Below are 25,172 nucleotides of genomic sequence, written 5' to 3'. Positions count from 1 at the left end.
CACTAGACGCCACTGTCTTTTCGTGACAGGACGGACATCCTCGCAGCAATCTGAGCATCCCGGCCCGCGGCAACGTGTTGGTATCGGATCGACATTGCCGGCGTCGTGTGCCCCAACCTGAGCATGAGTTCGGCGGTGGTCGCGCCGGCCTGCGCGGCGAGAACGGCCCCGACGTGCCGAAGGTCATGCACCCGCAGTCCGTCGTGGCCGATCGACGCTGCGGCCTTCTTGAACGCCTTCCGGTACTCGTAGTCGCCCATGTGCCCACCCCTCTCCGAGGGGAACAGCAGGGACTCTTTCCCGCGGCTCACGTGTTCGTCCAGGTGCTCGGCGATCAGGCCGGCGACGTGCGGCGGTATGGCAACATCACGACGGCCCGCGGTGGTCTTCGGAGTCGACACGATGAACTGCCCGTTGCGGTAGACCACGGCCCGATGCACATGCAGCACGGCCCGGTCGGCGGACACGTCCTTGCGGCGCAGCTCCGAGGTTTCACCCCAGCGCAGACCGCACCAGGCGGCGAGCAGCACAGAGCAGCGCAGACGGTCGGGCATGGCGGCGGCGAGCTCGTCGAGTTCGGCCGGCGTCAGCAAGGTGATGGTGCGGGCGCGCTTGGTCTTGCTGGCACCGCGGATACGGCACGGGTTCACGTCGAGCAGCTCGTCGTCCACGGCTGTCGACAGGATCGCGTGCAGCAGCCCGTAGGCGTGTGCGTTGCGGGTCGGTGTCTTGGTCCCGAGTCCGGCGTGCCAGCTTCGGACAGCCGCGGGGGTGATCGCAGGCAGTTCCGCATCCCCGAGGACGGGAAGGATGTGCAGGCGCAGCAGGTCGCGGTAGAGGGCGCGGGTACGCGGTTTGAGATTGCGTTCGCTGAGCCACTGTGCGGCGTACGCCTCGAGGGTGGGGGCTTCGGCCTGTTCCGGTTCGGCGCCAGGTGGTGCCCACACCCCGAGGTCGATTCGGCGGCGTTCGTGCGCGAGCCACCCCTCAGCGTCCATCTTGGCGCCGAACGTCGAGCGCGGCCGGTAGAGCACCCCGTCAGGTCCGACGTAGCCGGCCTGCCACCGTCCCGAGGGGAGCTGCCGGAGCCTCCCCCACCCTCTCATTCCCTTCTTGGCTGGCATGTGTGTGCAATCTCCCTGCTATAGACATGTCGTGAACCGACTACTGGCGTCTCCAAGTGTCCACAGTGTAGATTGCATGACTAGCAGGTGATTCGGTACGAAAGGCCACGTCATCCGCTACGACGGAAAGCACACGAGGGCAGGTTCGAGTCCTGCCGGGGGCACCGTGACACTGCCGGCCTCCGGCCGCGGTGACACTGCCGGCCTCCGGCCGGGGTCCAGTATCCGCGGCGTTCCCAGTCAGCCGCGGCCCCGATAGTCGCCGCGGTTGACTGGCGCCCGCGCGTCTGTGCCGGTCGCGGGCTGTGCGGTCACGCCGCGCGGGTGAGGCGTTCGACGAGTTCCCAGAACCGCCGGGCCTGAGCGACGTCGTGGGACTGCGGGCTGGAGTCGATCTCGTGGCACTCGCCGAAGAACCGGCCGCCGATTCCGTCGAGCGACGGGTCGACGGCCATGAACACCAGCGAGTCGGTGGCCGCGTCGACGGACGTGGCGAACGGCATGTGCGGCAACACGTGCGCCATGAACAGCCGCATGAGACCGCGGGTGCTCGCCGCAGCGGTGGTGGGCACGAAACCGGGGCACACGGCGTTCGCGGTGATCGGACGCCCCTCGAGGCGGCGCTGGAGCTCGTAGGTGAACCACAGCACCGCCAGCTTCGAATTCTTGTACGCCCGATCGGGGTGGTACCCGTGCTCGAGCTGGACGTCGGCGAAGTCGAAGTCGACCGGCGCACCGCGGGATCCGGGCAGATGCAGCCGCGAGCCGACGGTGACGACGCGCGCGGCCTCGCTGCGTTCGAGTGCCGGTAGGAGCAGGCGGGTGAGCAGAAACGGGGCCAGGACGTTGACGGCCACCGTCTCCTCGTACCCGTCGACGGTGAGCCGGCGCTGCTTGCTCGTCTGCAGGATTCCGGCGATGTGGAACAGCACGTCGATCGGTGCGCCCCGCGCGGCTTCCGCGACGGCGAAGGAGCGGACCTGTTCGAGGGAGGACAGGTCCACCCAGCGGGGCTCGGCTCGCGCACCGGGATGCTCCCGCCGTATCGCCGCGACGGCGTCCTCCGCGGCAGCCCGGGTACGCGCGGTGAGCAGGACGTTGTGCCCTCGGGCGGCGAGCTTCCCGGCCGTGACCCGGCCGAGTCCCCGCCCTCCCCCGGTGATCAGCACGGTCTTGCTCACGTACCCGCGTCCTCCGTTCCGCTGCTGGACGTCCCCGCGGACGCCCGGCCGGCCGCGTGCACCCGCTCGCCGAGCCGGGCGAGGATCGGGCGCTGCCCCTTCACGAGCTTGACGTCCGCGACGGCGAGCGGGAACCAGCGGGCGTCGTCCACCTCGGGAAAGCTCTGCACCTTTTCGGACCGCGGCGGCCACTCCAGATCGAAGGTGTTGCTGCCCAGGAAGGCCAGCTCCGCGGCGGTCTCGGCGGCGTAGACGGTGACGATCTTCCCGGAGGGCTGCTTGAACCGCCCGAGCATCTCGTAGTCCACCGAGGGCGCGGGCATTCCGCATTCCTCCTCGAATTCCCGTAGCGCCACGGCGAACGGATCCTCGTCCTCGCCGTACACACCCTTGGGAATCGACCAGGCCGCCTCGTCCTTGCCGGTCCAGTACGGGCCGCCCGGATGCACGATCCACACCTCGAGCACACCGGCATCGTCGATCCGGTACAGCAGAATCCCGGCGCTCGTGACAGCCATCGATCCACCTTTCCGGCACCGGCCTGTGCGCCCGCACCCACACGGTAGTTCTTCCGGGCAGACTGAGACCCGGCAACCGTGCCCCCGAACCGGAAGGACCCAGCCGTGACCGATACGACCGGCGATCATCCCGTCACCGCCCGCGCGAACGGACCCGGCGTCGTGCTCGACCTGCCGGAAGGCCTCGGTGTCGCTCTCGACATCGCGCAGGCCCGAGCGCTACTGGACCAGCTGCAGGCGGCAATCGAGGAGGCCGAGCAGCTGGAGGTCTGATTCCGGACAGCGGTGCCGGTTCGGGCGAACGCCTGCGCGGCGGGTGTCCGCCGGTGATCATCGAGGGGCGGGTTCCGGCGGAGGACGCGACAGGCTGCCGGGACCGTTCCCGAACCGAAGGAGTCCTCGTGTCGAAGAAGGTCGCCCGCCGGGCCGCCGCCCTCGCCGGTCTGGTCGCCGCCCCGGTCGTCCTCGGTGCCACCGTGGGACCCGGGACCGCCGCTGCGGCGCCGTGGCGCATCGGTCCGCTCTACCGCGCCGAATTCGCGGGGCCGGAAGGCAGCGCCGTCTGCTCCAAGGCCGAGGCGTTCGATCGGTCCATCGGTGCTGTCGTCCTCGTGTCGTGTTCGTGGGATCCCGCGGCGAATGCCTGGTTCTACGTCGTCTTCAACCCGAGGACCTGGTCGTAGCCGACCCGACCGGCGGCGGGCCGCATCGAAACGGGCCTGCCCACCGGCGAGCACATCGTAGAATCGGGAAAACTCCTGTGGGCCTGTTCCGCAACGGCGCCGAGGGACAGACTGCCATGCACTCATCATCCGAGCCGAGCCGATGACCACCCCCACGGTCGAACCGCGTCCCCGTGACCGCCGGCTGTCGGAAATCCCGGACGCCCTGGCATCCCGGCACCAGGCGACCGCCATGCTGCGCACCCGCCGCTACGCCGTGTTCCTGGACTTCGACGGCACCCTCGCCCACCTCGCGGACGATCCCAGTGCGGCCACCCTCGTGGACGGCGCGGCGGAGGAGCTCGCCCGGCTCGCCCGGTACTGCCCGGTCGGCGTGATCAGCGGCCGCGATGTGGCCGACCTGCAGGCGCGGGTCGGCGTGCCCGGCCTCTGGTACGCGGGTAGCCACGGTTTCGAGCTCGTGGGTCCGGACGGCACGTACCACCGGCACGAGGCCGCCGATCGCGCGGTGCCCGACCTCGGGCAGCTCGCCGTCGCCCTCCGGGACAGCCTGGCCGCCGTGCCCGGCGTTCTGGTCGAGCCCAAGCGTTTCACCGTCGCCGTTCATCATCGCCACGTCGCCGGGGACCGGATGGATGAGGTCCTCGCGGCGGTGCGCGATGCGGCCGGCCGGGACGGCCCGCTGCGGGTCACGCACGGGCGCGGGGTCACCGAACTGCGCCCCGACGTCGAGTGGGACAAGGGACGGGCGGTGGCCTGGGTACTCGAGCACGTCCGCGGCGCAGGCGACCCCATGCCGGTCTACATCGGCGACGACCTCACCGGCGACGAGGCGTTCGGGGCCCTGACGTCGACCGGGATCGGCGTCGTCGTGCGCCACCCCGGGGAGGGTGACCGGCGGTCGACGGCCCAGTTCGCGGTCGACGGCCCGGACCGGGTTCGCGAGATCCTGCAGCGGCTGGCGGATCTGCTCGGCAGCGACCCGGGGATCGCGCCGCCCCCGGACGACGCCTGGACGATGTTCTTCGACGGTTACGACCCGTCCACCGAGAAGCTGCGCGAGGCCCTCTGCACGGTCGGCAACGGCTACTTCGCCACCCGCGGCTGCGCTCCCGAATCCCGGGCCGACGGCGTGCACTACCCCGGCACCTACGTGGCCGGCATCTTCAACCGGCTCGACGACGAGGTCTCGGGGAGCATCGTCGACCACGAGAGTCTGGTGAACCTGCCGAACTGGCTGCCGGTGACCTTCCGCGTCGACGGCGGGCAGTGGTTCGACCTCGACTCGGCCGAACTGCTCGACTACCACCAGTACCTCGATCTGCGCCGCGCCGTCCTCACCCGGCGGCTGCGTTTCCGCGACGCCGCGGGCCGCACCACCTCGGTGCGGCAGCGGCGGTTCGTCGCCATGAACGTCCCGCACGCCTGCGCCCTCGAGACGACGATCGCGGCCGAGGACTGGTCGGGCCGGCTCGAGATCCGTTCCCTGCTGGACGGCACGGTCCGGAACTCCCTCGTCGAGCGCTACCGCGCCCTCGCCGACGAGCACCTCGGGCCGCTGCAGGCCACCGCCCTGTCGGCCGACTCGGTGCTGCTGGCGGTGCAGACCAACCAGTCGCGGATCCCGGTGGCGATGGCGGCCCGGCACACGGTGTGGTGCGGCGGGGAACCGGTTGCGGCCGAGTGCCGGTTGGTCGACGGCGGCGACCGGATCGGACACGAGATCGTCGTCGACGTCGACCCCGACCGGGCCGTGACGCTCGAGAAGATCGTGACGGTGTTCACCGGACGTGACCCGGCGGTGTCCGAACCGGCCGACGAAGCCGCGCGGTGGCTCCCCCGGCTGGGCCGGTTCGACGAACTGCTCGACGGCCACGTGCTCGCCTGGGGATACCTGTGGGATCACCTGGGCATCGACTACGAGGGTCCGGGTCACGGCCACGCCCTGCGCGTCGTCCGGTTCCATCTTCTGCATCTGCTGCAGACCGTCTCCGCGAACACCACCGACCTCGACGTGGGCGTGCCGGCCCGTGGGCTGCACGGTGAGGCGTACCGCGGGCACGTCTTCTGGGACGAGCTGTTCGTGTTCCCGGTGCTCAACCTGCGGCTGCCCGCGCTGACCCGGTCGCTGCTGCGCTACCGCTACCGTCGCCTGCGGGAGGCGCGCCGGATGGCACGCGAAGCCGGGCACCGGGGCGCGATGTTCCCGTGGCAGTCGGGCAGCGACGGCCGCGAGGAGAGCCCGCAGCTCCACCTCAACCCCAGATCCGGGCGGTGGAACCCGGATCCGAGCCGGCGCCAGCACCACATCGGCATCGCGATCGCCTACAACGTGTGGCAGTACTACCAGGTCACCGGCGACCTGGAGTTCCTGATCGAGTACGGCGCCGAGATGCTCGTCGAGATCGCCCGCTTCTACGCCGACCTCGCGTCCTACGACGAGACTCGCGACCGGTACAGCATCCGGGGAGTCATCGGCCCCGACGAGTTCCACTCCGGCTACCCCGGCGCCCCGTACGACGGGATCGACAACAACGCGTACACCAACGTCATGTCGGTCTGGGTGATCCTGCGGGCGCTGGAGACACTCGACCTGCTCCCGCTGCAGATCCGCTCGTATCTGACCCAGGCGCTGGGGCTGCACGCGCAGGAGACGACACGCTGGGAGGACATCACACGCAAGATGTTCGTCCCGTTCCACGACCGTGTCCTCAGCCAGTTCGAGGGGTACGACGAGCTCGCCGAGCTGGACTGGGACGGCTACCGGCGCCGCTACGGCGACATCCAGCGACTCGACCGGATCCTCGAGGCCGAAGGCGACGACGTCAACTGTTACCGGGCGTCGAAGCAGGCCGACGTGCTGATGCTGTTCTATCTGCTGTCCGCCGACGAACTGCAGGAACTGCTCGAACGGCTCGGCTACCGGTTCCCGACCGAGGAGATCCCGCGGACCATCGACTACTACATGGCGCGAACCTCGCACGGCTCCACCCTGAGCGGGGTGGTCCATTCCTGGGTGCTGGCCCGAGCCCACCGGGACGAGGCCGTAGACTACTTCTACCAGGCGCTGAAGGCCGACATCGCCGACATCCAGGGCGGCACCACCATGGAGGGCATTCATCTCGCGGCCATGGCCGGCAGCGTCGACTTCTTGCAGCGGTGCGTCCCCGGCCTCGAAACCCGCGGCGGCCGGCTCGTGTTCTCCCCGCAGTGGCCCGAGCCGCTGGGCGCCCTGGAGTTCCCCATCTTCTACCGGGGTTACCGTCTTCGCCTGCGCATCAAAGGCAGAGAGGTCCAGGTGAGCGCCGGTCCCGGGATGCAGGCGCCGATCGAGATCGAATGCCGCGGCCGGGTCGCCCAACTGCACCCGGGAGGCACGGTTCGCCTGAGCTAGTGCGACGACGACTAACCCGCGACCGAGGGCAGGACGTCGGGCCTTCGCCGCGTCGGCATCGCCCGTGCGGCGTCGCTGGGGACCTACGGCCCTGGAACGAGCACGGTTCCGCGGTTCACGATGAGAGGGGGCCCGCTCCCGCGGGCCGGGATCGGGAGGATGGGCCGTGGATTCTGCTGCCTCGTATGTCCGGAAGCAGGCCGTCGTCACCGGCCTGGTGAACGTCGTCGTCAATCCACTGCTGGCGTGGGCGGGCAAGCGCGGCACGTCCTTCGTGCCGCTGTGGTCCGCGGACGGGATCGTCGTCGACATCGCGCTGACCGCGATCATCCTCTCCGTGCTCGTCGCCGGGTTCTCCGCCGCCGGGGTGCGTCGGGCGCTGCGCGGAGGGCTCGACGCAACCACCGCAGACGCCCCGCAGGCCGGTCGGTGGCTGTCGCGGTTGCCGTCCGGGACCTGGTCTCTGGGTCTGTCGCTCGGGGCGGCCGCCGCGGCCGTCTCCGTGCTCGCGATCTGGGTGCTGCACCTGCTCGGTGTGTCCGGGCTGTCGACGGGATGGTTCCTGGTACTGAAGGCCGTCTACGGCGGTGTCCTCGGCTACCTCGTCGCGCGCTGGGTGATGGTCCGGCAGCTGTCGGCGAATCGGACGGCGCAGCTCCCGAGGAGCAACAATGCCGGACGGTGACTCCACTGCGACCGACCGGCAGCTGCCGGTTTTCGAGCAACGGGTCGTACGCGCGCGGGTGGTCGACGCCCCCGCCGGGGACACGTTCGCCGCGATCCGCCGCATCGACTTCATGCGATCCCCGGTGATCGCCGCCCCCAATCTGGCCCGGATGGCCTTCGACGCCGTGCGCGCGCCGCGGCACCGGACGGTGCGGGCGCGCCGCGCGGTCCGTCTCGGGGACCTGATCGGTCCGCAGGGCGGCTTCGAGGTGGTCGCCGAGGAACCGGGGCGCGAACTCGTGCTCGGCTTCGTCGGCCGGTGGTGGGAGCCGGGGTACGGCCGTGTCGACTGGGATCCCGGCACGCCCCTGTCGAGCATCTCGGTTCCCGAATGCGGGGTCGGCACATGGAGTTTCACCGTTCTGCCGTACGGCGCGCAGACCTGCGTCCTGCTCACCGAGATCCGGGTGCACGGCACCGACGAAAAGGCCCGCAGACTCTTCCGCCGCTACTGGACGGCGGCCGGGCCGTTCGTGCGGGCCATGGCACGGCCGACTCTGTCGATGATCGCGGCCGAGGCCCGACGCTGACCGACGGCTCCACCGCGAACGTCGCGTCGGCAGAACCGGATACGAGCGTCCGCCGCCGTCCGCCCGCGCCGCTCAGGCCGAGCCGTCCGTCCGTTCGGCCTCGGGCGCGAGGGCGAAGTAGTTCTCCTCCTCCTGCACGAAGTGCAACCGCAGCAGCGCGTACAGCCCGTACAGGCAGGCGAGCAGGTCGTCGCACTGGTCCGGTCTCAGGCCGCCGCCGGAGTCGGCCTGCGCCAGGTGAGTGCGCAGGCGGCGGCTGAGCCGGTCGATCTCGGCGTGCATCCGGCTCATCGTCGCGGTCGCCTCTCCGCTGCCGAGCGGGACCGCGAGCGCCGGGTACAACTCGGCGTCCTCGGCCCGTTCGTGCGGAAGCAGCGTGTCGAACAGGAACGCATCGGTGCGGCGCAGCGCGGCATGAGCAGCCGGCAGATCACCGGAGGCGAGCAGCTGGGCGGTGTCGCGCAGGATCGCGAGGTCGTCCCGCAGCACATCGTGTTCGGCCGAGAACCGGTGCAGCATCGCCTCGGTGTCGTCGGGCAGGGCCAGCTCCCGGTCCCGGTCACCGCGCAGGGCACGCAGGGCGTTGAGGATGACCGCGACGTCGATGCCCTCCTGCAGCAACGCGCCCACCGCGGGCGGCAGGTATCCGAACGCGGCGAATCCCATGGCGACCAGCGACAGGCCCATGCCGACGACGGCGCTCTGCACGGCGATGCGCCGGGAGCGGCGGGCGATCTCCATCGCATCGGCGAGCCGGTCGAGCCGGTCGGTGGTGAGCACGATGTCCGCCGCCTCCGAGCTCGCCGTGGATCCGCGGGCACCCATCGCGACTCCGACGGTCGCCGCGGCGAGGGCCGGGGCGTCGTTGACACCGTCGCCGACCATCACCGTGACCGCCGCCTCCCGCTCGGCGCGGACGCCGTTGACCTTGTCCGCCGGGGTCTGCTCGGCGTATACGCCGTCGAGGCCGAGGACGGAGCCGATCTCCTCGGCCGGTTCGCGACGGTCGCCGGTGAGCATGACCAGCCGGTCCAGGCCGGCCGCGCGCAGCCGCCGCAGGGTGCGCGCGGCGTCGCGGCGCAGCGGGTCCACGAGCAGCAGGGCGCCGGCCAGAGCGTCGTCGACGGTGATCCAGGCGACGACGGCGCCGTCGAGGGCGGCACGGCTGAGCACCGCCCGCGCCCACCCCGGCGCGTCGTCGGGCAGGACCAGGCTGCCGACGGTGACGCGGCGGCCGTCGACGGTCGCGGCCACGCCGGTGCCGGCCTGCTCGGCGACGTCGGTGGGCAGCGACAGGACGAGCCCTCGCATCTTCGCCTCCTGCACGATGGCCTCGGCGAGCACGTGCGGGGAGAGCTGGTCGGCGGACGCCGCCAGGCGCAGCACCTCGGTGCCGTCGCCGCCGGGCGCGGTGACGATGTCGGTTCCGGCGGGCCGGCCGCTGGTGAGCGTGCCCGTCTTGTCCATCACGAGGGTGGTCGCGTGCCCGAGGTTCTCGAGTGCGCCGCCACTGCGGATCACCACCCCCAGTCGCGAGGCGCGGGAGAGGCCGGAGACGATCGCGACGGGCGCGGCGAGCAGCAGTGGGCACGGGGTGGCCACCACCAGCACGGCGACGGCGCGGGTGGCCGAGCCGCTGATCAGCCACGCGAGTCCCGCCGCCGTCAGCGACAGCGGCAGGAACCACGCGGCGACCCGGTCCGCGATCCGCACCACCGGGGCGCTCTCGGCGGCGGCCTCGCGGGCCAGGCGCACGATGCCGGCGTAGGTGCTGTCCTCGGCGGTGGCGCGGGCGTGGAGCTCGAAGGCGCCGCCGGCGGCGACGACGCCGCTGCGCACGGCCTCCCCGGTGCGGCGCTGCACGTGCATCGGTTCGCCGGTGAGGACCGACTCGTCGAGCACCGCGAGCTCGGAGGCGACCCAGCCGTCGACCGGCACCACCTCCCCCGGCCCCACGACCAGGGTGTCTCCGGGCACCACGTCGCCGAGCGGCACGACCTCCACCTCGTCGCCGACGCGGCGACGGGCGGTGTGCGGAGCGTGCTCGAGCAGGGCACGCAGGTCCTTGGTGGCACGACGTTCCGCGGCCGCGTCGAGGGCCTGCCCGGAGGCGAGCATCACGCCGATGAGCGCCCCGGCGACGTATTCGCCGACGAGCAGGGTGCCGACCAGGGACAGCACCGCGATCAGGTCCACCCCGACGCGTCCGCGCCGCAGCGCATCGATCACCCACCAGGTGGCGGGGACGATCGCGACGACGGTGCCGGCGATCCAGCACGCGTCGGCGACGGCGTGCGCGTCGAGAAGCCACGCGATGCCCCCGGCCGTCAGGGCGGTGAGGGTGACGGCGAGCAGCGTGGGTTCGAAGGCACGGCGAAGCTTCTCCCGCCGCGCGGATTCCGGTTGCGTCGCCACTGCCGCACTCTCCCGTTCCGCACCTGGGCCGTTGTGTCGACCTTCACCGTGCCACCCTCAGCCGTCGGCCGGTAGGGACGGAAGTCGGTCCCGGGTCGCCGTCCCGTCAGATCCCGCGTCCCGGGTTGAGGATCCCGGTCGGGTCGAACGCCGCCTTGACGCGGTGCATGAGGGCGCGCTCGACGGGGCCGACCTGTGTTTCGAGGTACAGCTGCTTGAGCACTCCGATGCCGTGCTCACCGCTGATCGACCCGCCGAGCGCCAGGCATTCGGCGACCATCTCGTCGAACGCCTGCCGGGCGCGTCGCGCGACGGCCTCGTCGGCGGCGTCGAACACGATGGTGGGGTGCAGGTTTCCGTCCGCCGCGTGCCCGAACGTGCCGATGAGCAGGTCGTGCCGCGCGGCGATCGCCTCGATGGCGGCGAGCATCTCGGGCAGCCGGGGCACGGGGACGGCCAGGTCGTCGAGCAGGGTGCTGCCACACCGCTCGAGCGCGGTGAGCGCCACCCGCCGCGCGGCCATGAATTCCTCCCCCTCGACCGGGTCGGCGGTGTCGTACACCTCCGTCGCGCCCGCCGCGGTGCAGGCCAGCGCGCACACCTGGGCCTCGGCGGCGGCGTCGCGCCCGTCGCACTGGACGAGCAGCAGCGCGCCGGCCGTGCGGTCGAGCCCCATGTGCGTCATGTCGTCGACGGCGGCGATGGTGGTCCGGTCCATCAGTTCGACGAGGCACGGTTCGGCCTGCTCACGGATGGCCAGGACCGCGGCGACGGCCTGCGCGGTGCCCGGGAAGCTCGCGACCACCGTGGCCGCCGCGGTTGCGGCGGCGCGCAGCCGCACCGTGGCCTCGACGATGACGGCGAGGGTGCCCTCGGAGCCGACGAGCAGTTGCGTGAGGTTCAGTCCCGCCACGTTCTTCCGGGTGGTGGCGCCGGTGTGGATGATCTGCCCGTCGGCGAGCACCGCCTTGATGCGGGCGACATGGTCGGCCGTGACGCCGTACTTCGCGCAGCAGGTGCCGCCGGCGTTGGTGGCGAGGTTGCCGCCGATGGTGGAGACGGCGCGGCTGCCGGGATCCGGCACGTACCACAACCCCCGCTCAGCGGCCGCGGCGGCAAGATCACCGTTGATCACGCCGGGTTGCACTGTGGCGGTGCGTGATTCGGTGTCGATGTCGAGGATGGCGTTCATCTTCTCGACACTGAGCACGATGCCGCCGTCGAGGGCGTTGGCCGCGCCCGCGAGGCCGGTGCCGGCGCCGCGGGTGACGACGGGGATGCCGTGCCGGTGCGCGACGGTCAGGGTGGCGACGACGTCGTCGGCGTCCCGGGCCCGGACCAGCGCGAGCGGCGTCCCGGCGGGCGTGAGCAGCGACTGGTCGCGCCGGTAGGCGAGCATCCGGTCCGGATCGGTGACGACGACGTCGCCGAGGGCGGCGACGAGTGCGGCAACGGCCTGCCCGGTGCCGGGGACAGAAGTTACGGCGCCGGCGTTCACGGGACCGTCCGATCGAGAACGGGGGTGGGCTGCCGGTAGGCGACGGCGAACCCGAGCGACCCGAGGCTCCAGTCGATCAGGCGGCACGGGACGACGGCCCCGGCCTGGCCGGTCACGGCCGACCAGGCGAGGGAACCGCCGGTCGGGTCGAGTGTCTGCTGGTCCATGAACGCCCTCTCGTCGTGAGGCCTGCTGCCGATCGCGAAGAATTGTCAGACAAGTACACAAGCGTGTCAAGGATGTATGTGCGGCGTCGTGCAAGAATGCAGGGATTCGTGCAGGTCCGTGCGGGTGCGCGGAGAGCCGGAAGGAGCGGAGCGTTGGCCGGACGCGTCGAAGCCCTGTCGATCGTCGACGCCCTCGCCCTCGAACTCCGCCGACGGGTCTTCGCCGGCGAGCTGACACACGAGGATGCGCTCACCGAGGCCGAGGTCTCGCGCGCCTACGAGGTCGCCAGGCCGACCGCCAAGGCGGCCATCGAGAAGCTCGTGGGCGAGGGTCTGCTGCAGCGCAGTGTCCACAAGACCGCCCGCGTGCCCCACCTGGGTCCCGACGACGTGCGCGACATCTACCGCACCCGAGCCCACCTGGAATCCGTGGTGTTGCGGGCGCTGGCCGAGACCCGCACGGTGCCGGCGGCGGCGTCGGCTGCCAATGCCGAGATCGCCGCCATGACCGAGGGGGACCCGCTCACCGTCGTCGATCCCGACATGCGCTTCCACGCCGCCCTGGTGGACGCGCTGGGCAGCCCGCGCACCAGCCGCATGTTCGGTTCGCTCGTGTCCGAGGTCCGGTTGTGCATGGTGCAGGTGCAGGGCAAACAACTGCTCACCACCGCGAGCATCGCCGCCGAACACCAGCAGATTCTCGACGCCGTCCTGGCCGGCGACGGCGAGGCGGCGGTCGAGGCGATCACCCGCCACCTCGGACGCGCACGGGAACGCCTCGTCGCCGCACTCGGCGGCAGCCCGGGTCCGGAAGCCACCCTCCCGGAGCCTGCGTAACCACCTCCCCCGCCGTGCCGGGCCGACGCCGCACGCATGTGGGTGCTCGCCACCCCTCTACGGGACCTCTCGTGGCTGCGCCTAGAATCAACGTGTTAACGCCATGTAACAGTCTCCTCACAGTCAGGTAGGTGAGCGTGTCGACCGCGGACCGCATTGCAGAGATCTACGAACAGGTGAAGGCGCGCAACGCCGGTGAACCCGAGTTCCATCAGGCAGCCGCCGAGGTGTTCGAGTCCCTGCACGTCGTTCTCGAGCGCCACCCCCGGTACTTCGAATCCGGACTCATCGAGCGGCTCACCGAACCCGAGCGGCAGATCATCTTCCGGGTGCCGTGGACCGACGACCAGGGCAACGTGCACGTCAACCGCGGCTTCCGGGTGCAGTACAACAGCGTGCTCGGTCCGTACAAGGGCGGCCTGCGCTTCCACCCGAGCGTCAACCTCGGCATCGTGAAGTTCCTCGGGTTCGAGCAGATCTTCAAGAACGCCCTCACCGGCCTGCCCATCGGCGGCGGCAAGGGCGGCTCGGACTTCGACCCCAAGGGACGGTCGGAGCAGGAGGTCATGCGCTTCTGCCAGTCCTTCATGACCGAGCTGCACCGCCACGTCGGCGAGTACACCGACGTCCCGGCCGGCGACATCGGCGTCGGCGGACGCGAGATCGGCTACCTGTTCGGCCAGTACAAGCGCCTGACCAACTCCTACGAGTCGGGCGTCCTCACCGGCAAGGGTCTGACCTGGGGCGGTTCGCAGGTGCGCAAGGAGGCGACCGGCTACGGCGTCGCCTACTTCGTGGCGGAGATGGCCAAGTCCGTGAACTCCTCGCTCGAGGGTCGCAAGGTCGTCGTCTCCGGGTCGGGCAACGTGGCGATCTACGCGATCCAGAAGGTGCACCAGCTCGGCGGCATCGCCATCGCCTGCTCCGACTCCTCCGGCTACATCGTCGACCAGAACGGCATCGACCTCGAGCTGCTCAAGGAGATCAAGGAAGTCCGTCGCGGCCGCATCAGCGAGTACGTCGACGAGCGTCCCGACGCGCAGTACTTCCCCGGTGGTTCGATCTGGGACGTGCCGTGCGACGTCGCGATCCCCTGCGCCACCCAGAACGAGCTGGACGAGACCGCCGCGAAGACCCTGGTGAACAACGGCGTGCGCGTCGTCGCCGAGGGCGCGAACATGCCCACCACCCCCGGCGGCATCGCGGTGTTCCGCGAGGCGGGCGTCGCGTTCGCCCCGGGCAAGGCCGCCAACGCCGGCGGCGTGGCGACCTCCGCCCTCGAGATGCAGCAGAACGCCTCCCGCGACTCGTGGCACTTCGACTACACCGACGAGCGCCTCGCCGGCATCATGCGCGACATCCACCAGAACTGCGTGGACACCGCCGCCGAGTACGGCAAGCCCGGTGACTACGTCCACGGCGCCAACATCGCCGGCTTCGTGAAGGTGGCCGACGCGATGTTCGCGCTCGGCGTCATCTGACCCGAACCCTCGCCGTCTCTGCGTTCTCGGATCGGTCCGTGTGCTACACCTGCCCGCCGGAAGGCTCGGACGACGGACCCGCTCCGCGCTCGTCGTCGGCGCCGGCCTTGCGGGCGGCTTCGCGCATCTCGATGCCGTCGCTGATCCAGTCCCCGATTTCGCGGGTGACCTCCCGGACCGCGCCGGTGATGATGCCGGCGATATTGCCGACGTGCGTCGCCGCGGATTCGGTCAGTTCCTGAAACGTGTCCTTGTTGCGTTCGAACCTACCCACCATGGCGGTACCCCCTTCAGGCGCTGTCGTGGGCGAGGGTACCCGCGACCGGCACGCTGCGCTCGATGAGCACCGACGTCGTGGGCTCCTCCGTGACCCAACTCGGCGGCAGGGCCAGCTTCACGATCTTGCGCCACACCGAACCGACCTGGGCGAGCAGTCCGCCGGTGTTGTAGGGCAGGCCGTGCCGTTCGCACAGCTCCCGCACCTGGGGTGCCAGCTCCGGGTACCGGTGCGCCGGCAGGTCCGGGAACAGGTGGTGCTCGATCTGGTGCGAGAGGTTGCCGGACATGATGTGGAACAACGGCGTGCCGGTGATGTTCGCGCTGCCGAGCAACTGGCGCACATACCATTCGCCGCGGGTCTCGTGCGCGGTCTCCTCCTCGGTGAAGGACTGCACCCCCGACGGGAAGTGCCCGCAGAAGATGATGGAGAAGGCCCACACGTTGCGGACGAGGTTCGCGGCGACGTTGCCGAGCAGCGTCGGCACGAACATCGGCCCGGACAGCAGCGGGAAGGCGACATAGTCCTTGACCACCTGGCCACGCGCCTTGCGCCACCAGCCCCTGGCGAGCGGGATCACGTCGCGCCAGCTCCGTTTGCCGGCGACCACGTTCTCGACCTCGGCGTCGTGCAGCATCACGCCCCACTCGAACAACAGCATCAGTGCCGTCGCGTAGACGGGATTGCCGAGGTAGTACGGGTGCCAGCGCTGCGCCGGGTCCATCCGCAGGATGCCGTAGCCGACGTCGCGGTCCATGCCGAGGATGTTGGTGTAGGTGTGGTGCAGGAAGTTGTGCGAGTGCCGCCACTGGTCGGCGGGACATACGGTGTCCCACTCGAAGTTGCGGGAGTTCAGTTCCGGTTCCCGCATCCAGTCGTACTGGCCGTGCATCACATTGTGGCCGATCTCCATGTTGTCGAGGATCTTCGACACACTCAGCGCCGCCACGCCCGCCACCCAGGCCGGCGGCAGGAAGCCCATGAACAACAGTGCGCGACCGGCGATCTCGAAGCGTCGCTGCGTCCCGACGATGCGATAGATGTACTCACGGTCGGCCGCGCCGAGCGAGGCGACGGTGCGTTCGCGCAGCGCGTCGAGTTCGCGGCCGATCTCCTCGACCTGCTCGCGGCGCAGCACGACCGGTGCCGGGTCGGGTTCGCGACGGCCGGCCAGGAATGCGGGAAGGGGAAGGGACAAACCGAACATGCTGTCCTCCAGGTGTTTCGATGGGGTCAAAGGTCGAAGGCCGCGTCGCCGAGGGGGACGTTGACGCAGATCTGCACCTCGGCGCCGGGCTCGTCGTCCGTCTCGCCGGTGCGCACGTCGCGGGTGCAGCCGGACAGCCGGGTCACCGTACAGGAGTGGCAGATTCCCATGCGGCAGCCGTGCTGCGGGGTGAGTCCGGCCGCCTCGGCCTGCTCGAGGGCGGTGACGCCGCTGTTGTCGGCGCGGATCCCGGAGGCGGCGAAGGTCACGGTGCCGCTCGCGTCGTCGTCGCGGACCACCGCGGGCGGCGTGAACTGCTCGGTGTGCAGCAGATGCGTGGCGTCGGCGTCACCGTAGACCGCCCGCACGCCGTCGACGAGGGCTGCCGGGCCGCAGACGTAGGCGGGCGCGCCGGCGAACCAGGGTGCGACCTGCTCGAGGTGGTCCCGCTCGAAGTGGCCTCGCACGGCACCGTCCGCCGCCCGGGTGTAGCCGAAGGTCACGTCGATACCGGGGTGGGCGTCGGCCAGGGATTCGATGGCCTCCCGGTGCGGCACGTGCGCGGCGGTCGGCGCGTAGTGCAGGAAGGCGACGGTCCCGGAATGGCCCTCGTCGGCGAGGGTGCGCAGCATCGACAGCACCGGAGTGATGCCGCTGCCGCCGCTGACGAGCACGAGCCGGTCCGGCCGCTGCGCCGGCAGGCAGAACTCGCCGGCGACGGCCGCGAGGTCGACGACGTCGCCCGCGGCGGCGTTCTCGTGCAGGTGCCGTGAGACGACACCGTCCGGCCGCACCCCGACGGTGAGCTGAATGCGCCCGTCGGGGCGATGCTGGGAACCGACCGGCGAGTAGGTGCGGCTGTGCCGCACGCCGTCCACCACCACGCCGAGTTGCACGTGCTGGCCGGCCCGGAACTCGAGGGGCCGGGCCGGATGCAGCTCGAGCGTCACCGACCCGGGGACGGTTCGGTCAACGTGCGTGATCCGGGCCCGGGTGCGCTGCACGGCCAGGAGAGGATCGGCCAGTTCGAGGTACCGGTCCGGGTGATGCGGGGCGGAGAGCACGTTCAGCGCCTTGATCAGGGCTTTTCGTCCGATATCCGGCCCCGCGGCGCGTCGGGCGCGATGAAGCAGTGTCATGGCGTCGCTCCTCTCGAGCGAGTCTCCAATTTCAGTGTACAAACGTGCACTGAACTCAGTGTGCCAGGCCCGCCCGGCCCGCTGTCAACGTCGATGTGGCCGCCGTCACCCCCGTCCCCGGCCACCGGTTCACCGCACTGCCTAGACTCGAACCCGTGTCCGCAGCCCCCGTTCCCGAACCCGCGACGCGGGCTGCGCGCAAGGAGCGCACCCGCCAGGCCCTGCTCGACGCCGCGCTCGAGCTCTCGGCCGATCGCAGCTTCGCCACGGTGAGCCTGCGCGAGGTGGCCCGTCGGGCCGGAATCGTGCCCACGGCGTTCTACCGCCACTTCGACTCGATGGAAGAACTCGGCGTCGCGCTCGCCGCCGACACCATGCGCATGCTCCGCCGGCTGCTGCGCGAGGCCCGGCGTGCGCGCGGCCCGTCCTCGGCGCGAGCATCGCTCGAGACCCTGGTGCGGCAGGTCCGCGCCCACGAACAGGCGTTCCGGTTCCTCGCCCGCGAGCGCCACGGCGGGCAACCGGCCGTCGCGCGCACCGTCACCGTCGAATTGCGGCTGATCACCAGCGAACTCTCCGTCGACCTCTCCCGCATGCCCGGCATGGCGGACTGGGAGGTCGACGACCTGGAGATGGCGGCCGACCTGCTGGTGACCGCCATGCTCGAGGTGGTGCTCGAACTGCTCGACGTGGACCGGCCCGGCGGACCGGCGGAAGCCGAGGTCCTGGCGCGCGCCGAGAAACAGATGCGTCTCATCGTTCTCGGCATGGGGGCCTGGAGACCTACCCACCGCTGACGGCAACCCGTACGGTGGGCGCCATGTTCGAGACCACGCGCGTCACCCTCGGAGACCTCACCTTCGACGTACACACCGCCGGGCCCGTCGACGGCACGCCGGTCGTGCTGCTGCACGGCTTCCCGGAGACCGCCCGCAGCTGGGAGTCCGTCGCCCCGCAGCTCGCGGAGGCGGGACTCCGGGTACTCGCGCCCGACCAGCGGGGCTACTCCCCCGGTGCCCGCCCGGACGGCGTGGCGGCCTACACCGTCGACCTGCTCGTCGGCGACGTCGTCGGGCTGCTCGACGCGACCGGGCTCGACCGGGCCCACCTGGTGGGGCACGACTGGGGGGCGGCCGTGGCCTGGCAGGTCGCGGCACACCACCCCGACCGCATCACGACCCTGACCGCGGTGTCGGTGCCGCACCCCGCGGCCTACGGTTGGGCCCTGCGCGAGGACGCCGATCAGCAGGCCCGCGCGGCCTACATCAAGCTGCTCCGGCAGGAGGGAAAGGCCGAGCACGTCCTGCTCGAGGACGAAGCTCGTCGGCTGCGCGCGATGTACGGCGACCGGGTGAGCTCCGAGTCGATCGACGAGTACGTGCGCGTGCTGTCCGAGCCCGGCGCCCTGACCGCCACGCTCAACTGGTACCGCGCCATGACACGCGAGTTCGCCGAACTCGCGCCGGTGCGGGTGCCCACCACCTACGTGTGGAGCACAGCGGATTCGGCCCTCGGCCGGGCGGGCGCCGAGCGCTGCGGCGAGTTCGTCGACGCGCCATACGAATTCGTCGTCCTCGACGACGTCAGCCACTGGGTTCCCGAGGAGGCGCCGGACGCGCTGGCGAAGGCGATCCTCGCCCGGATCGACGACCGGCCGTGAGCGGATGTCCGCACGAGACGCCGTGACCACGGCACGGCACCGCCGGCTCGGCGCGGTCGCGGCCGCCGCCTTCTCCGTGCTGGCCGCCGCGGCCTGCACCGATCCCGGGCCGTCGACCGGGTCCGGGGCGTCGACCGGGTCCGATCCGGGTCCGGCCTACAGTTCCTATGTGGCCCTGGGGGACTCGTTCACGGCAGGCCCGATGATCCCGCCCCGGGTCGACCCGGCATGCGCCCGCTCGGGCAGCAACTATCCCCATGCCGTGGCCCGGACACTCGGCATCGACGACTTCCGCGACGTGTCGTGCAGTTCCGCGACGACAGCGAACCTGTCAGGGCCCCAAGTAGTCTCGTCGGGCTCCACCGTGGCCGCCCAGTACGAGGCGCTCACCCCCGACACCGAGCTGGTCACCGTCGGGATCGGTGGCAACGACATCGGCCTGGTCGCGCTGGCCGGGTCGTGTCTCGCGCTCGATCGCTCGTCCGGAAGGGCCTCGGCACCGGCCGGACCCCTGTGCGCGACCGCGAACGTCCGCGACGGCGTCGATCTCGTGGATCGCGCGATCGACGACTTCGCGCCGACCTACGGCGCGATCGCGCAGGAGATCCGCGACCGCGCCCCGCAGGCGCGCATCCTGCTGGTCGGCTACCCGACCGGGATCCGGGACGGCGGCTGCTATCCCGATCAGCCGATCCTGCCGGACGACGCGACGTACCTGCAGGCCAAGATCGACCGGCTCAACGCCGCGATGCGGCAGCAGGCCGACGCGGCGGGTGTCGACTACGTCGACCTGCGCGAGTCCACAGTGGGGCACGATGCGTGCCAGCCGGCCGCGCAACGCTGGACCGAGGGCCTGTTCCCGTCCCAGCCGGCGGCCCCCCTCCATCCCAACGCGGACGGCCATCGCAACGCCGCGGAACAGGTGCTGGTCACCATCGCGGACTAGATCGGACCGGATCGCGATCGTCGCTTCGGTCCATCCGAGGAGTGGCGGGCCTCGACAGACCATGACTTTAGAAGCAATTCTAAAGTATGCGCATGGATGAGGTGTCGTTCCCGGACCTGCAGTTGCGGGGCAAGGCCACGGTCGAGCGGCTCCGGCGCTCACCGGCGCAGTCGCTGCGGGTGCGCCGGCGCGATGCGGAGGACCTGGTGCTCACCACCGCGGCGCGGGCGGAGCTCGAGCACGCGGCGGCGTCGGTGACGACGCGGATGTTCGTGGCGGTGATGCGACGTGACACCCGCGCGCGGGAGCTGGTGACCGAGGTGCTGCCCGAGGTGTTCCCGTGGGTGACGTTCCTCTCCCGCGAGGAGGTCCAGGAGTTGGTGCTCGAGCTGGTCTCGACGCTGCGCGCTGCAGAATCGCTCGACAACCCGGCCCCGGCGGTACAGGTGATCGATGCCTGGCGGCACACCGCCGAAGCGCTGGCCGATCCGGACCTTGCGGCCCTGCTCGCCGCCGACACCGACGAAGACCACGGTGTGGTTTCCCCGCCGGGCGCTGCGTGAGCCCCGAACGCGGTGACCGGGTCGCCCCGCCCGCCGACCCCACCGGCGGGTGGGAGTTACGGTTCGCCACTACCGACGCCGTCAAGGGTGGGAAGCGCTGTGTCAGCAGGCGCCGTCGAACACCCTCACCGCGTGGAACGAGCTGCGCGCCCGCCCCGAGACACCGGCACCGACCTCGCGACACCATCAACTCAAAGGCTCTCTGGCCACCGCCGCGCACGGCGGGACGGTGACGGAGCAGTGGCAGTACGAGGTCACCGCCGGCGGACGGCTGTGGTATCTCGTCGACACCGCTCGCCGCACCCTGTGGATCAAGGCCGCCGGCACTGCGCACCCCAAGTCCACCGAATAGTCGACGGTGCTGACACTCGAAGCACTCAGCCGGTGTGCTGCAACAGAAGGCATTCGATCCCCGTCGCAGCGGTGCCGGGCCCTCCCTCGATGAACCCTCTCCGGAATCTCCGCTCATTCAGCGCTCGCGACACGCCTCACCGCCCGAACGGCCTGGTGATTCCACACTTCCGAAACACGGCCCGACAGCAGGGTCGATCGCCGATCGGCACAGGACCGTGAGCTCGTCGACCACCGCGTCGAGCGGCGCCGAGGTGCGTTGTGCCTGGGCGAGCACCAGCGCGCCCTCGAGCGCGCCGACGACGAGCACCGCCAGCGACCGTGCGCGTTCCGGACCGACCCCGTCCGCGACGAGAGCGTCGGCGAGCAGGTCGCACCAGGTCTCGAACGCGACGCCTGCGACGTCGCGGGCGCCGCGTTCGGTGCCGAGGGCGGCCGCGACGATCGGGCAGCCGACCGCGTAGTCACCGTCCTCGAGCCCGCGGCGCCACAGGTCGGCGAGCGCCCGCAGCGCACCGGGGGTGTCCGAGGCTTCCAGCACCCGCGTCACGCCGTCGCCCAGGTGATCGGCGGCGCTGCGCGTGGCCTCCTCGACGAGCTGCGCCTTTCCGCCCGGGAAATGGTGGTACACCGACCCGCGGGGCGCTCCGCTGTGGGCGAGCACGTCGGCGAACGAGGTCGCGGCGACGCCCCGCTCCCGGATGAGCCGGATCGCGCTGCGGATCATCGCGGCACGGGGGCCGGTGGTCGGGTCGCTGCGCCTCGCCATGTTCCTGCTCCGCTCTTGCCGCCGATTTCTATGTATGTTGTCATACTTAAGTCCGGTTCGCGCCGGAACGGACCCGTTCTTCCCGAGGAGTCGTCGTGACCGAGATCGCCGCCCCGCCCCACCCCTTCGACGCCGCCGTGGCGCTCGAGCCCGCGGAGGACGGTCACACGCGGGGGCGGACCAGCCCCGAGTACACGAACATGGTCGGCCCGTTCGGCGGCGTCACCGCCGCCGCCCTGCTGCGGGCCGTCCAGCAGCACCCGGACCGGCTCGGCGATCCCATCTCCCTGACCGTCAACTACGCCGGCCCGGTCGCCGACGGCGAGTTCGACATCACCCTGCGGGCGGTCCGCACCAACCGCACCAACCAGCACTGGCTGCTCGAGCTGACGCAGGACGGCATGGTCACCACCACCGCCACCGCGGTGTTCGGCACCCGCCGCGACACCTGGTCGGACACCGAGCTCGACGTTCCGGAGGTGCCGCCCGCGGAGACGGTTCCCGCCCGGACCTTTCCGGACTTCATCGCCTGGGCCCGCAACTACGAGATGCGGTTCGTCGAGGGCGCGGTGCCCGAGCAGGACGCCGCCGAGCACCCCGACTCCACCACGACACTGTGGGTGCGCGACGCACCGGTCCGCCCACTCGACTTCCCGGCGCTGACGGCGTTGTGCGACGTCTTCTACCCGAGGGTGTTCCTGCGGCGCGGCCGGTACATGCCGGCCGGGACCGTGTCCCTGACCGTGTACTTCCACGCCGACGCCGCACAGCTCGACGCCCAGGGCGACGACTTCGTGCTGGGCACCGCGCGCACGCACCGCTTCTCGCAGGGCTACTTCGACCAGGCCGCCCAGCTGTGGAGCCGCGACGGCACGCTGCTCGCCACGAGCCACCAGCTCGTCTACTTCAAGGACTGACAAGCACCCCATCCTTCCCGCATTCGAAACCGCTCACGAGCTGCATGAATCCGAGACCGGGGCCGCTGCAGGCCGCCCGAGTGTCACGCCGTTGTCACAACACCCCCGAGAACCGCGGCCGCAGCCTGCAGCGCCTCGTGCTGACTGTGCGCGTACGTGCGCAGCGTGAAACTCCCGTCACTGTGCCCGATCCACGCCGCAATCACCGCCACCGGCACCCCCTGCAAATGCAGCGCCGTCGCCGCCGTGTGCCGCGCATCGTGCAGCCGGATGGGGCGCACACCGGCCCGGCGCACATGCCGGCGCCAGTATTCCGAGATCACCTCGGGTGAATACGGCTCGCCGGCCTCGTTCGACACGACGTAAGCGCCGGCGCCGTAGTCCGGGCCCAGGGCGAGCCGCTCGCGCTGCTGTCGCCGGCGTGCCGCCTCGAGCGCCACCCGTAGCGCCGGCAGAATCGGGAGTGTGCGCCGTCCGGCCGCAGACTTGGGCTCACCCTCGACTGTGCGCGAGCCGGCCCGTGCCCGACTGTTCGCGATCGTGAGCGTGCCGGCGCCGAGATCAACGTCGGGCCACCGGAGCCCAGCGATCTCGCCGCACCGCAGCCCGCACAGCGGTGCCACCCATGCCCGATGCGATCCTCGTCGGCCGCCTCGAGCACCCGAGGAACCTCGGCGGCGTGTAGGTCTGCCGGGGCCGCCGTCGCCTCATCGGCGAGCTCAACTCGCTGCCTGTCGGGTCCATTCGCGGTGATAGCGTCCGCAACGCAAGACGGCCCCAGGCTGTGACGCCCTCACGATCTCCCCGGAAGGACCGATGCGACCTCACGGAATGACCGTCGACGAGCTGCTGCAGCTCGCCCGCACGAGCCGCGCTGATTCGATCGCCGCCGCTGACGAGCTCGTCGCCGAGCTGGCCGCACAGCTCGACCGGGCCGCCCACGTGACACACCGCGCCGCGATGCTCGCCGACCGCTCTCGGAGTCGGGTCGACCAGCTCGCGAACGTCCATCCTGCCAACCGTGGCGCCGTGCACGAGGCCGCCCACACCACGGCTGCGATCGCCGGCCGTGTGGCTGCCGTGCGTGCCGCCGCCGGCGAGCTCGTCGTCGAGCTCGTCGTCGAGCTGCGCCGGCTCGGTGCCACGGCTCAGCACTGAGCCCGCCGGCGCTACCGCGCCCGATCCCGTATACGCGCCGTCGGCTCGTGTCACGTGCGTGTCAGTCGGGCCAGCGAATCCGAGCGAACAACAGTGAAGGCACCCGGAGGGCTAGACCGCACGCGAGCAGCGACAACGAACCTTAACGGACGCTCCCGCAAAGTCTTTGCCTACTTCAAGGACTGACCTTCCGGGGCCCGCACCGCGAGCAGCGCCACCAGCCCGGCGCCGAGCACGACGAGCAGACCGGCGATTCCGGCCCGGTCCGCGCCGAACGTCCAGGCGAAGAGCCCGAACAGGGTCGGGGCCAGGAACGACACGGCGCGGCCCGTCGTCGCGTAGAGCCCGAACATCTGGCCCTCCCGTCCGGCGGGGGTGATGCGTGCGAGGAAGGTGCGGGCCGACGACTGCGCGGGCCCGACGAACAGGCACAGCAGCAGACCGAAAATCCAGAACATCACCGGCCCCGACACCAGAAGCAGCACGATGCCGACGGCCATCATGGCGGTGAGTGAGGCGACGATCACCGCCTTGGGGCCGACCCGGTCGTCGAAGCGCCCCGCCGCGAGGGCACCGAGCGCCGACACCACGTTCGCGGCCACACCGAACAGCAGTACGTCGGCGGCGTCGATGCCGTACACGTTCACCGCGAGCACCGCGCCGAACGTGAACACCCCGGCCAGACCGTCGCGGAACAGTGCCGACGCGCCGAGATAGCCGACGGTGCGCCGGTCCATCGCCCACAGCTCGCGGAGGTCGCGCAGCAGCACCCGGTAGGAGTGCACGATCCCGGTCCGTTCCGCGCCGGGATCGGCGCCGGTGGGCCGAACCTCGGGCACCGCGAGCAGCACCGGGACGGCGAAGATCGCGAACCACACCGCCGCGGCCAGCACCACCAGGCGGATGTTGAGACCGGCCTCGGTGCTCACCCCGAGGAAGCCGCGGGTGTCGCCGTCGCCGGCGATGAAACCGAAGTACCCGAGCAGCAACAGCAGCAGCCCGCCGACGTAGCCCATGGCCCAGCCCAGACCGGAGACCCGGCCCATGTTCTCCTCGGTGGAGACCTGCCGGAGCATGGCGTTGTAGGGCACCTGCGCGAGTTCGACGACGACCGACGACACCCCCAGCAGCACGAGGCCCAGCCACAGGTAACGGTGGTCGTCGCGCACGAACACCATCGCCGCCATGAGCGCGACGCCGGTGTAGGACAGCACCGCGAGGGACCGCTTGCGCCGGCCGGCCGCGTCGTAGCGCTGCCCCGAGACGGGGGCGGTGATCGCGATGACGAACCCCGAGATGCCCAGCGCCCACCCGAGCCACGTGCTCGCCGACATCGACCCCGGCAGGTCGTCGCCCACGGCGTCGGTGAGATACACGGAGAAGACGAAGGTCAGCACCACCGCGTGGTAGGCCGACGACCCGAAGTCCCACATGCCCCAGGCGAAGACCTGGCGCCGCGAGGTGGCCTCCCCGATCCCGGCGACGGCGTCCGTGTGCGCACTCATGCCCGCAGCCTAGGAGATCGTCGCGCCGAGAACCGGCCTCTGACGATCCGCGCGATCCCCCGTCAGCCGCGAACACAATCGCGTTCGCGACTGACCGGGTGGTTCGCGGACGTCCTCTCCAATGTG

At 71.0% G+C, this 25,172-nt stretch carries 26 protein-coding genes; 14 read left to right on the top strand and 12 right to left on the bottom strand.

The features are described from left to right. Positions 1-2 precede the first annotated feature (2 nt). The 3 genes from QNA09_RS08170 to QNA09_RS08160 form a co-directional block, all read right to left on the bottom strand. Positions 3-1,124, bottom strand: coding sequence for a site-specific integrase (locus tag QNA09_RS08170; RefSeq protein ID WP_308072395.1), 1,122 nt, complete (start codon positions 1,122-1,124; stop codon positions 3-5). A 311-nt stretch (positions 1,125-1,435) separates the two neighbouring features. Beyond that, positions 1,436-2,305 carry an SDR family NAD(P)-dependent oxidoreductase gene (locus tag QNA09_RS08165; protein WP_119699680.1) on the bottom strand — a complete coding sequence of 290 codons (870 nt, stop codon included), beginning with the start codon at positions 2,303-2,305 and terminating at the stop codon, positions 1,436-1,438. Further along, on the bottom strand, positions 2,302-2,823 hold the full coding sequence (locus QNA09_RS08160) for an NUDIX domain-containing protein (RefSeq protein WP_006554822.1): 522 nt from the start codon (positions 2,821-2,823) through the stop codon (positions 2,302-2,304). The genes QNA09_RS08165 and QNA09_RS08160 overlap by 4 nt, the downstream gene beginning before the upstream one ends. A 105-nt stretch (positions 2,824-2,928) precedes the next feature. On the opposite strand from QNA09_RS08160, the gene QNA09_RS08155 reads away from it, so the two are divergent. From QNA09_RS08155 to QNA09_RS08135, 5 genes are all read left to right on the top strand, one after another. Next, on the top strand, positions 2,929-3,096 hold the full coding sequence (locus tag QNA09_RS08155; protein WP_017681093.1) for a hypothetical protein: 168 nt from the start codon (positions 2,929-2,931) through the stop codon (positions 3,094-3,096). Positions 3,097-3,224: 128 nt separating this feature from the next. Next, entirely contained in the window at positions 3,225-3,506 is a 282-nt protein-coding gene (locus QNA09_RS08150; RefSeq protein ID WP_029540205.1) for a hypothetical protein, read from the top strand. 142 nt (positions 3,507-3,648) lie between these two features. Then, the gene (gene otsB / locus QNA09_RS08145; protein ID WP_119699679.1) at positions 3,649-6,900 is read left to right on the top strand and encodes a trehalose-phosphatase; all 3,252 of its coding nucleotides are present in this window, start codon (positions 3,649-3,651) and stop codon (positions 6,898-6,900) included. Positions 6,901-7,066: 166 nt separating this feature from the next. Continuing rightward, positions 7,067-7,585 (top strand): hypothetical protein, encoded by a 519-nt coding sequence (locus tag QNA09_RS08140; RefSeq protein WP_010596356.1) that lies wholly within the window; start codon positions 7,067-7,069, stop codon positions 7,583-7,585. Continuing rightward, positions 7,572-8,156: a hypothetical protein gene (locus QNA09_RS08135; protein ID WP_059174773.1), complete on the top strand. Its 585-nt coding sequence runs from the start codon at positions 7,572-7,574 to the stop codon at positions 8,154-8,156. Before QNA09_RS08140 ends, QNA09_RS08135 begins: the two co-directional genes overlap by 14 nt. Before the next feature lie 72 nt (positions 8,157-8,228). Here the strand turns inward: QNA09_RS08135 and QNA09_RS08130 are convergent, their stop codons facing one another. The 3 genes from QNA09_RS08130 to QNA09_RS08120 form a co-directional block, all read right to left on the bottom strand. Then, positions 8,229-10,571: a heavy metal translocating P-type ATPase gene (locus QNA09_RS08130; RefSeq protein WP_203011663.1), complete on the bottom strand. Its 2,343-nt coding sequence runs from the start codon at positions 10,569-10,571 to the stop codon at positions 8,229-8,231. Positions 10,572-10,677: 106 nt separating this feature from the next. Beyond that, positions 10,678-12,069 carry an FAD-binding oxidoreductase gene (locus QNA09_RS08125; protein ID WP_203011662.1) on the bottom strand — a complete coding sequence of 464 codons (1,392 nt, stop codon included), beginning with the start codon at positions 12,067-12,069 and terminating at the stop codon, positions 10,678-10,680. Next, positions 12,066-12,236: a hypothetical protein gene (locus QNA09_RS08120; RefSeq protein ID WP_017681087.1), complete on the bottom strand. Its 171-nt coding sequence runs from the start codon at positions 12,234-12,236 to the stop codon at positions 12,066-12,068. The genes QNA09_RS08125 and QNA09_RS08120 overlap by 4 nt, the downstream gene beginning before the upstream one ends. Positions 12,237-12,389: 153 nt before the next feature. On the opposite strand from QNA09_RS08120, the gene QNA09_RS08115 reads away from it, so the two are divergent. Further along, entirely contained in the window at positions 12,390-13,073 is a 684-nt protein-coding gene (locus QNA09_RS08115) for a GntR family transcriptional regulator (protein WP_064066577.1), read from the top strand. A 137-nt stretch (positions 13,074-13,210) separates the two neighbouring features. Beyond that, the gene (gdhA, locus tag QNA09_RS08110; protein ID WP_048773892.1) at positions 13,211-14,554 is read left to right on the top strand and encodes an NADP-specific glutamate dehydrogenase; all 1,344 of its coding nucleotides are present in this window, start codon (positions 13,211-13,213) and stop codon (positions 14,552-14,554) included. Between the two features lie 43 nt (positions 14,555-14,597). Here the strand turns inward: gdhA and QNA09_RS08105 are convergent, their stop codons facing one another. Genes QNA09_RS08105 through QNA09_RS08095 form a run of 3 tightly spaced genes read right to left on the bottom strand, consistent with a single transcriptional unit; the run spans position 14,598 to position 17,177 of the window. After that, positions 14,598-14,831: a hypothetical protein gene (locus QNA09_RS08105; protein WP_017681084.1), complete on the bottom strand. Its 234-nt coding sequence runs from the start codon at positions 14,829-14,831 to the stop codon at positions 14,598-14,600. Positions 14,832-14,844: 13 nt separating this feature from the next. Beyond that, positions 14,845-16,038: an acyl-CoA desaturase gene (locus tag QNA09_RS08100; RefSeq protein ID WP_203011659.1), complete on the bottom strand. Its 1,194-nt coding sequence runs from the start codon at positions 16,036-16,038 to the stop codon at positions 14,845-14,847. Positions 16,039-16,064: 26 nt separating this feature from the next. Beyond that, positions 16,065-17,177, bottom strand: a complete 1,113-nt coding sequence (locus tag QNA09_RS08095; RefSeq protein ID WP_203011651.1) for a ferredoxin reductase — start codon at positions 17,175-17,177, stop codon at positions 16,065-16,067. Positions 17,178-17,272: 95 nt separating this feature from the next. Between QNA09_RS08095 and QNA09_RS08090 the strand changes: the two genes are divergently transcribed. The 5 genes from QNA09_RS08090 to QNA09_RS08070 all read left to right on the top strand — a co-directional run bounded on the left by QNA09_RS08090 (position 17,273) and on the right by QNA09_RS08070 (position 20,698). Continuing rightward, positions 17,273-17,974, top strand: a complete 702-nt coding sequence (locus tag QNA09_RS08090) for a TetR family transcriptional regulator (protein ID WP_010596349.1) — start codon at positions 17,273-17,275, stop codon at positions 17,972-17,974. A gap of 23 nt (positions 17,975-17,997) precedes the next feature. Beyond that, entirely contained in the window at positions 17,998-18,837 is an 840-nt protein-coding gene (locus QNA09_RS08085; RefSeq protein WP_203011649.1) for an alpha/beta fold hydrolase, read from the top strand. Positions 18,838-18,859: 22 nt separating this feature from the next. Then, positions 18,860-19,783 (top strand): SGNH/GDSL hydrolase family protein, encoded by a 924-nt coding sequence (locus QNA09_RS08080; protein ID WP_040271737.1) that lies wholly within the window; start codon positions 18,860-18,862, stop codon positions 19,781-19,783. Positions 19,784-19,875: 92 nt separating this feature from the next. Beyond that, positions 19,876-20,346, top strand: coding sequence for a hypothetical protein (locus tag QNA09_RS08075; protein WP_237658197.1), 471 nt, complete (start codon positions 19,876-19,878; stop codon positions 20,344-20,346). A gap of 49 nt (positions 20,347-20,395) precedes the next feature. Further along, positions 20,396-20,698, top strand: coding sequence for a hypothetical protein (locus QNA09_RS08070; protein ID WP_238424147.1), 303 nt, complete (start codon positions 20,396-20,398; stop codon positions 20,696-20,698). 117 nt (positions 20,699-20,815) lie between these two features. Here QNA09_RS08070 and QNA09_RS08065 read toward each other — a convergent pair whose 3' ends face one another. Then, positions 20,816-21,466 carry a TetR/AcrR family transcriptional regulator gene (locus QNA09_RS08065; RefSeq protein WP_203011648.1) on the bottom strand — a complete coding sequence of 217 codons (651 nt, stop codon included), beginning with the start codon at positions 21,464-21,466 and terminating at the stop codon, positions 20,816-20,818. Between the two features lie 95 nt (positions 21,467-21,561). Here QNA09_RS08065 and QNA09_RS08060 point away from each other — a divergent pair, with 95 nt between their 5' ends. Further along, positions 21,562-22,383 (top strand): acyl-CoA thioesterase II, encoded by an 822-nt coding sequence (locus QNA09_RS08060; RefSeq protein ID WP_040271653.1) that lies wholly within the window; start codon positions 21,562-21,564, stop codon positions 22,381-22,383. Between the two features lie 83 nt (positions 22,384-22,466). Here the strand turns inward: QNA09_RS08060 and QNA09_RS08055 are convergent, their stop codons facing one another. After that, positions 22,467-23,006: a site-specific integrase gene (locus QNA09_RS08055; RefSeq protein WP_238424146.1), complete on the bottom strand. Its 540-nt coding sequence runs from the start codon at positions 23,004-23,006 to the stop codon at positions 22,467-22,469. Positions 23,007-23,199: 193 nt separating this feature from the next. On the opposite strand from QNA09_RS08055, the gene QNA09_RS08050 reads away from it, so the two are divergent. After that, complete coding sequence (locus tag QNA09_RS08050) at positions 23,200-23,541, top strand: hypothetical protein (protein WP_203011647.1); 342 nt, start codon at positions 23,200-23,202, stop codon at positions 23,539-23,541. A gap of 170 nt (positions 23,542-23,711) precedes the next feature. Here QNA09_RS08050 and QNA09_RS08045 read toward each other — a convergent pair whose 3' ends face one another. After that, a complete protein-coding gene (locus tag QNA09_RS08045) occupies positions 23,712-25,046 on the bottom strand; it encodes an MFS transporter (RefSeq protein ID WP_010596342.1) in 1,335 nt (444 codons plus the stop codon). Between the last annotated feature and the right edge of the window lie 126 nt (positions 25,047-25,172).

This window comes from Rhodococcus sp. AH-ZY2, from assembly GCF_030916465.1.
GTDB lineage: Bacteria > Actinomycetota > Actinomycetes > Mycobacteriales > Mycobacteriaceae > Rhodococcus > Rhodococcus ruber.
This window is presented reverse-complemented; position numbering and strand designations above follow the sequence as displayed.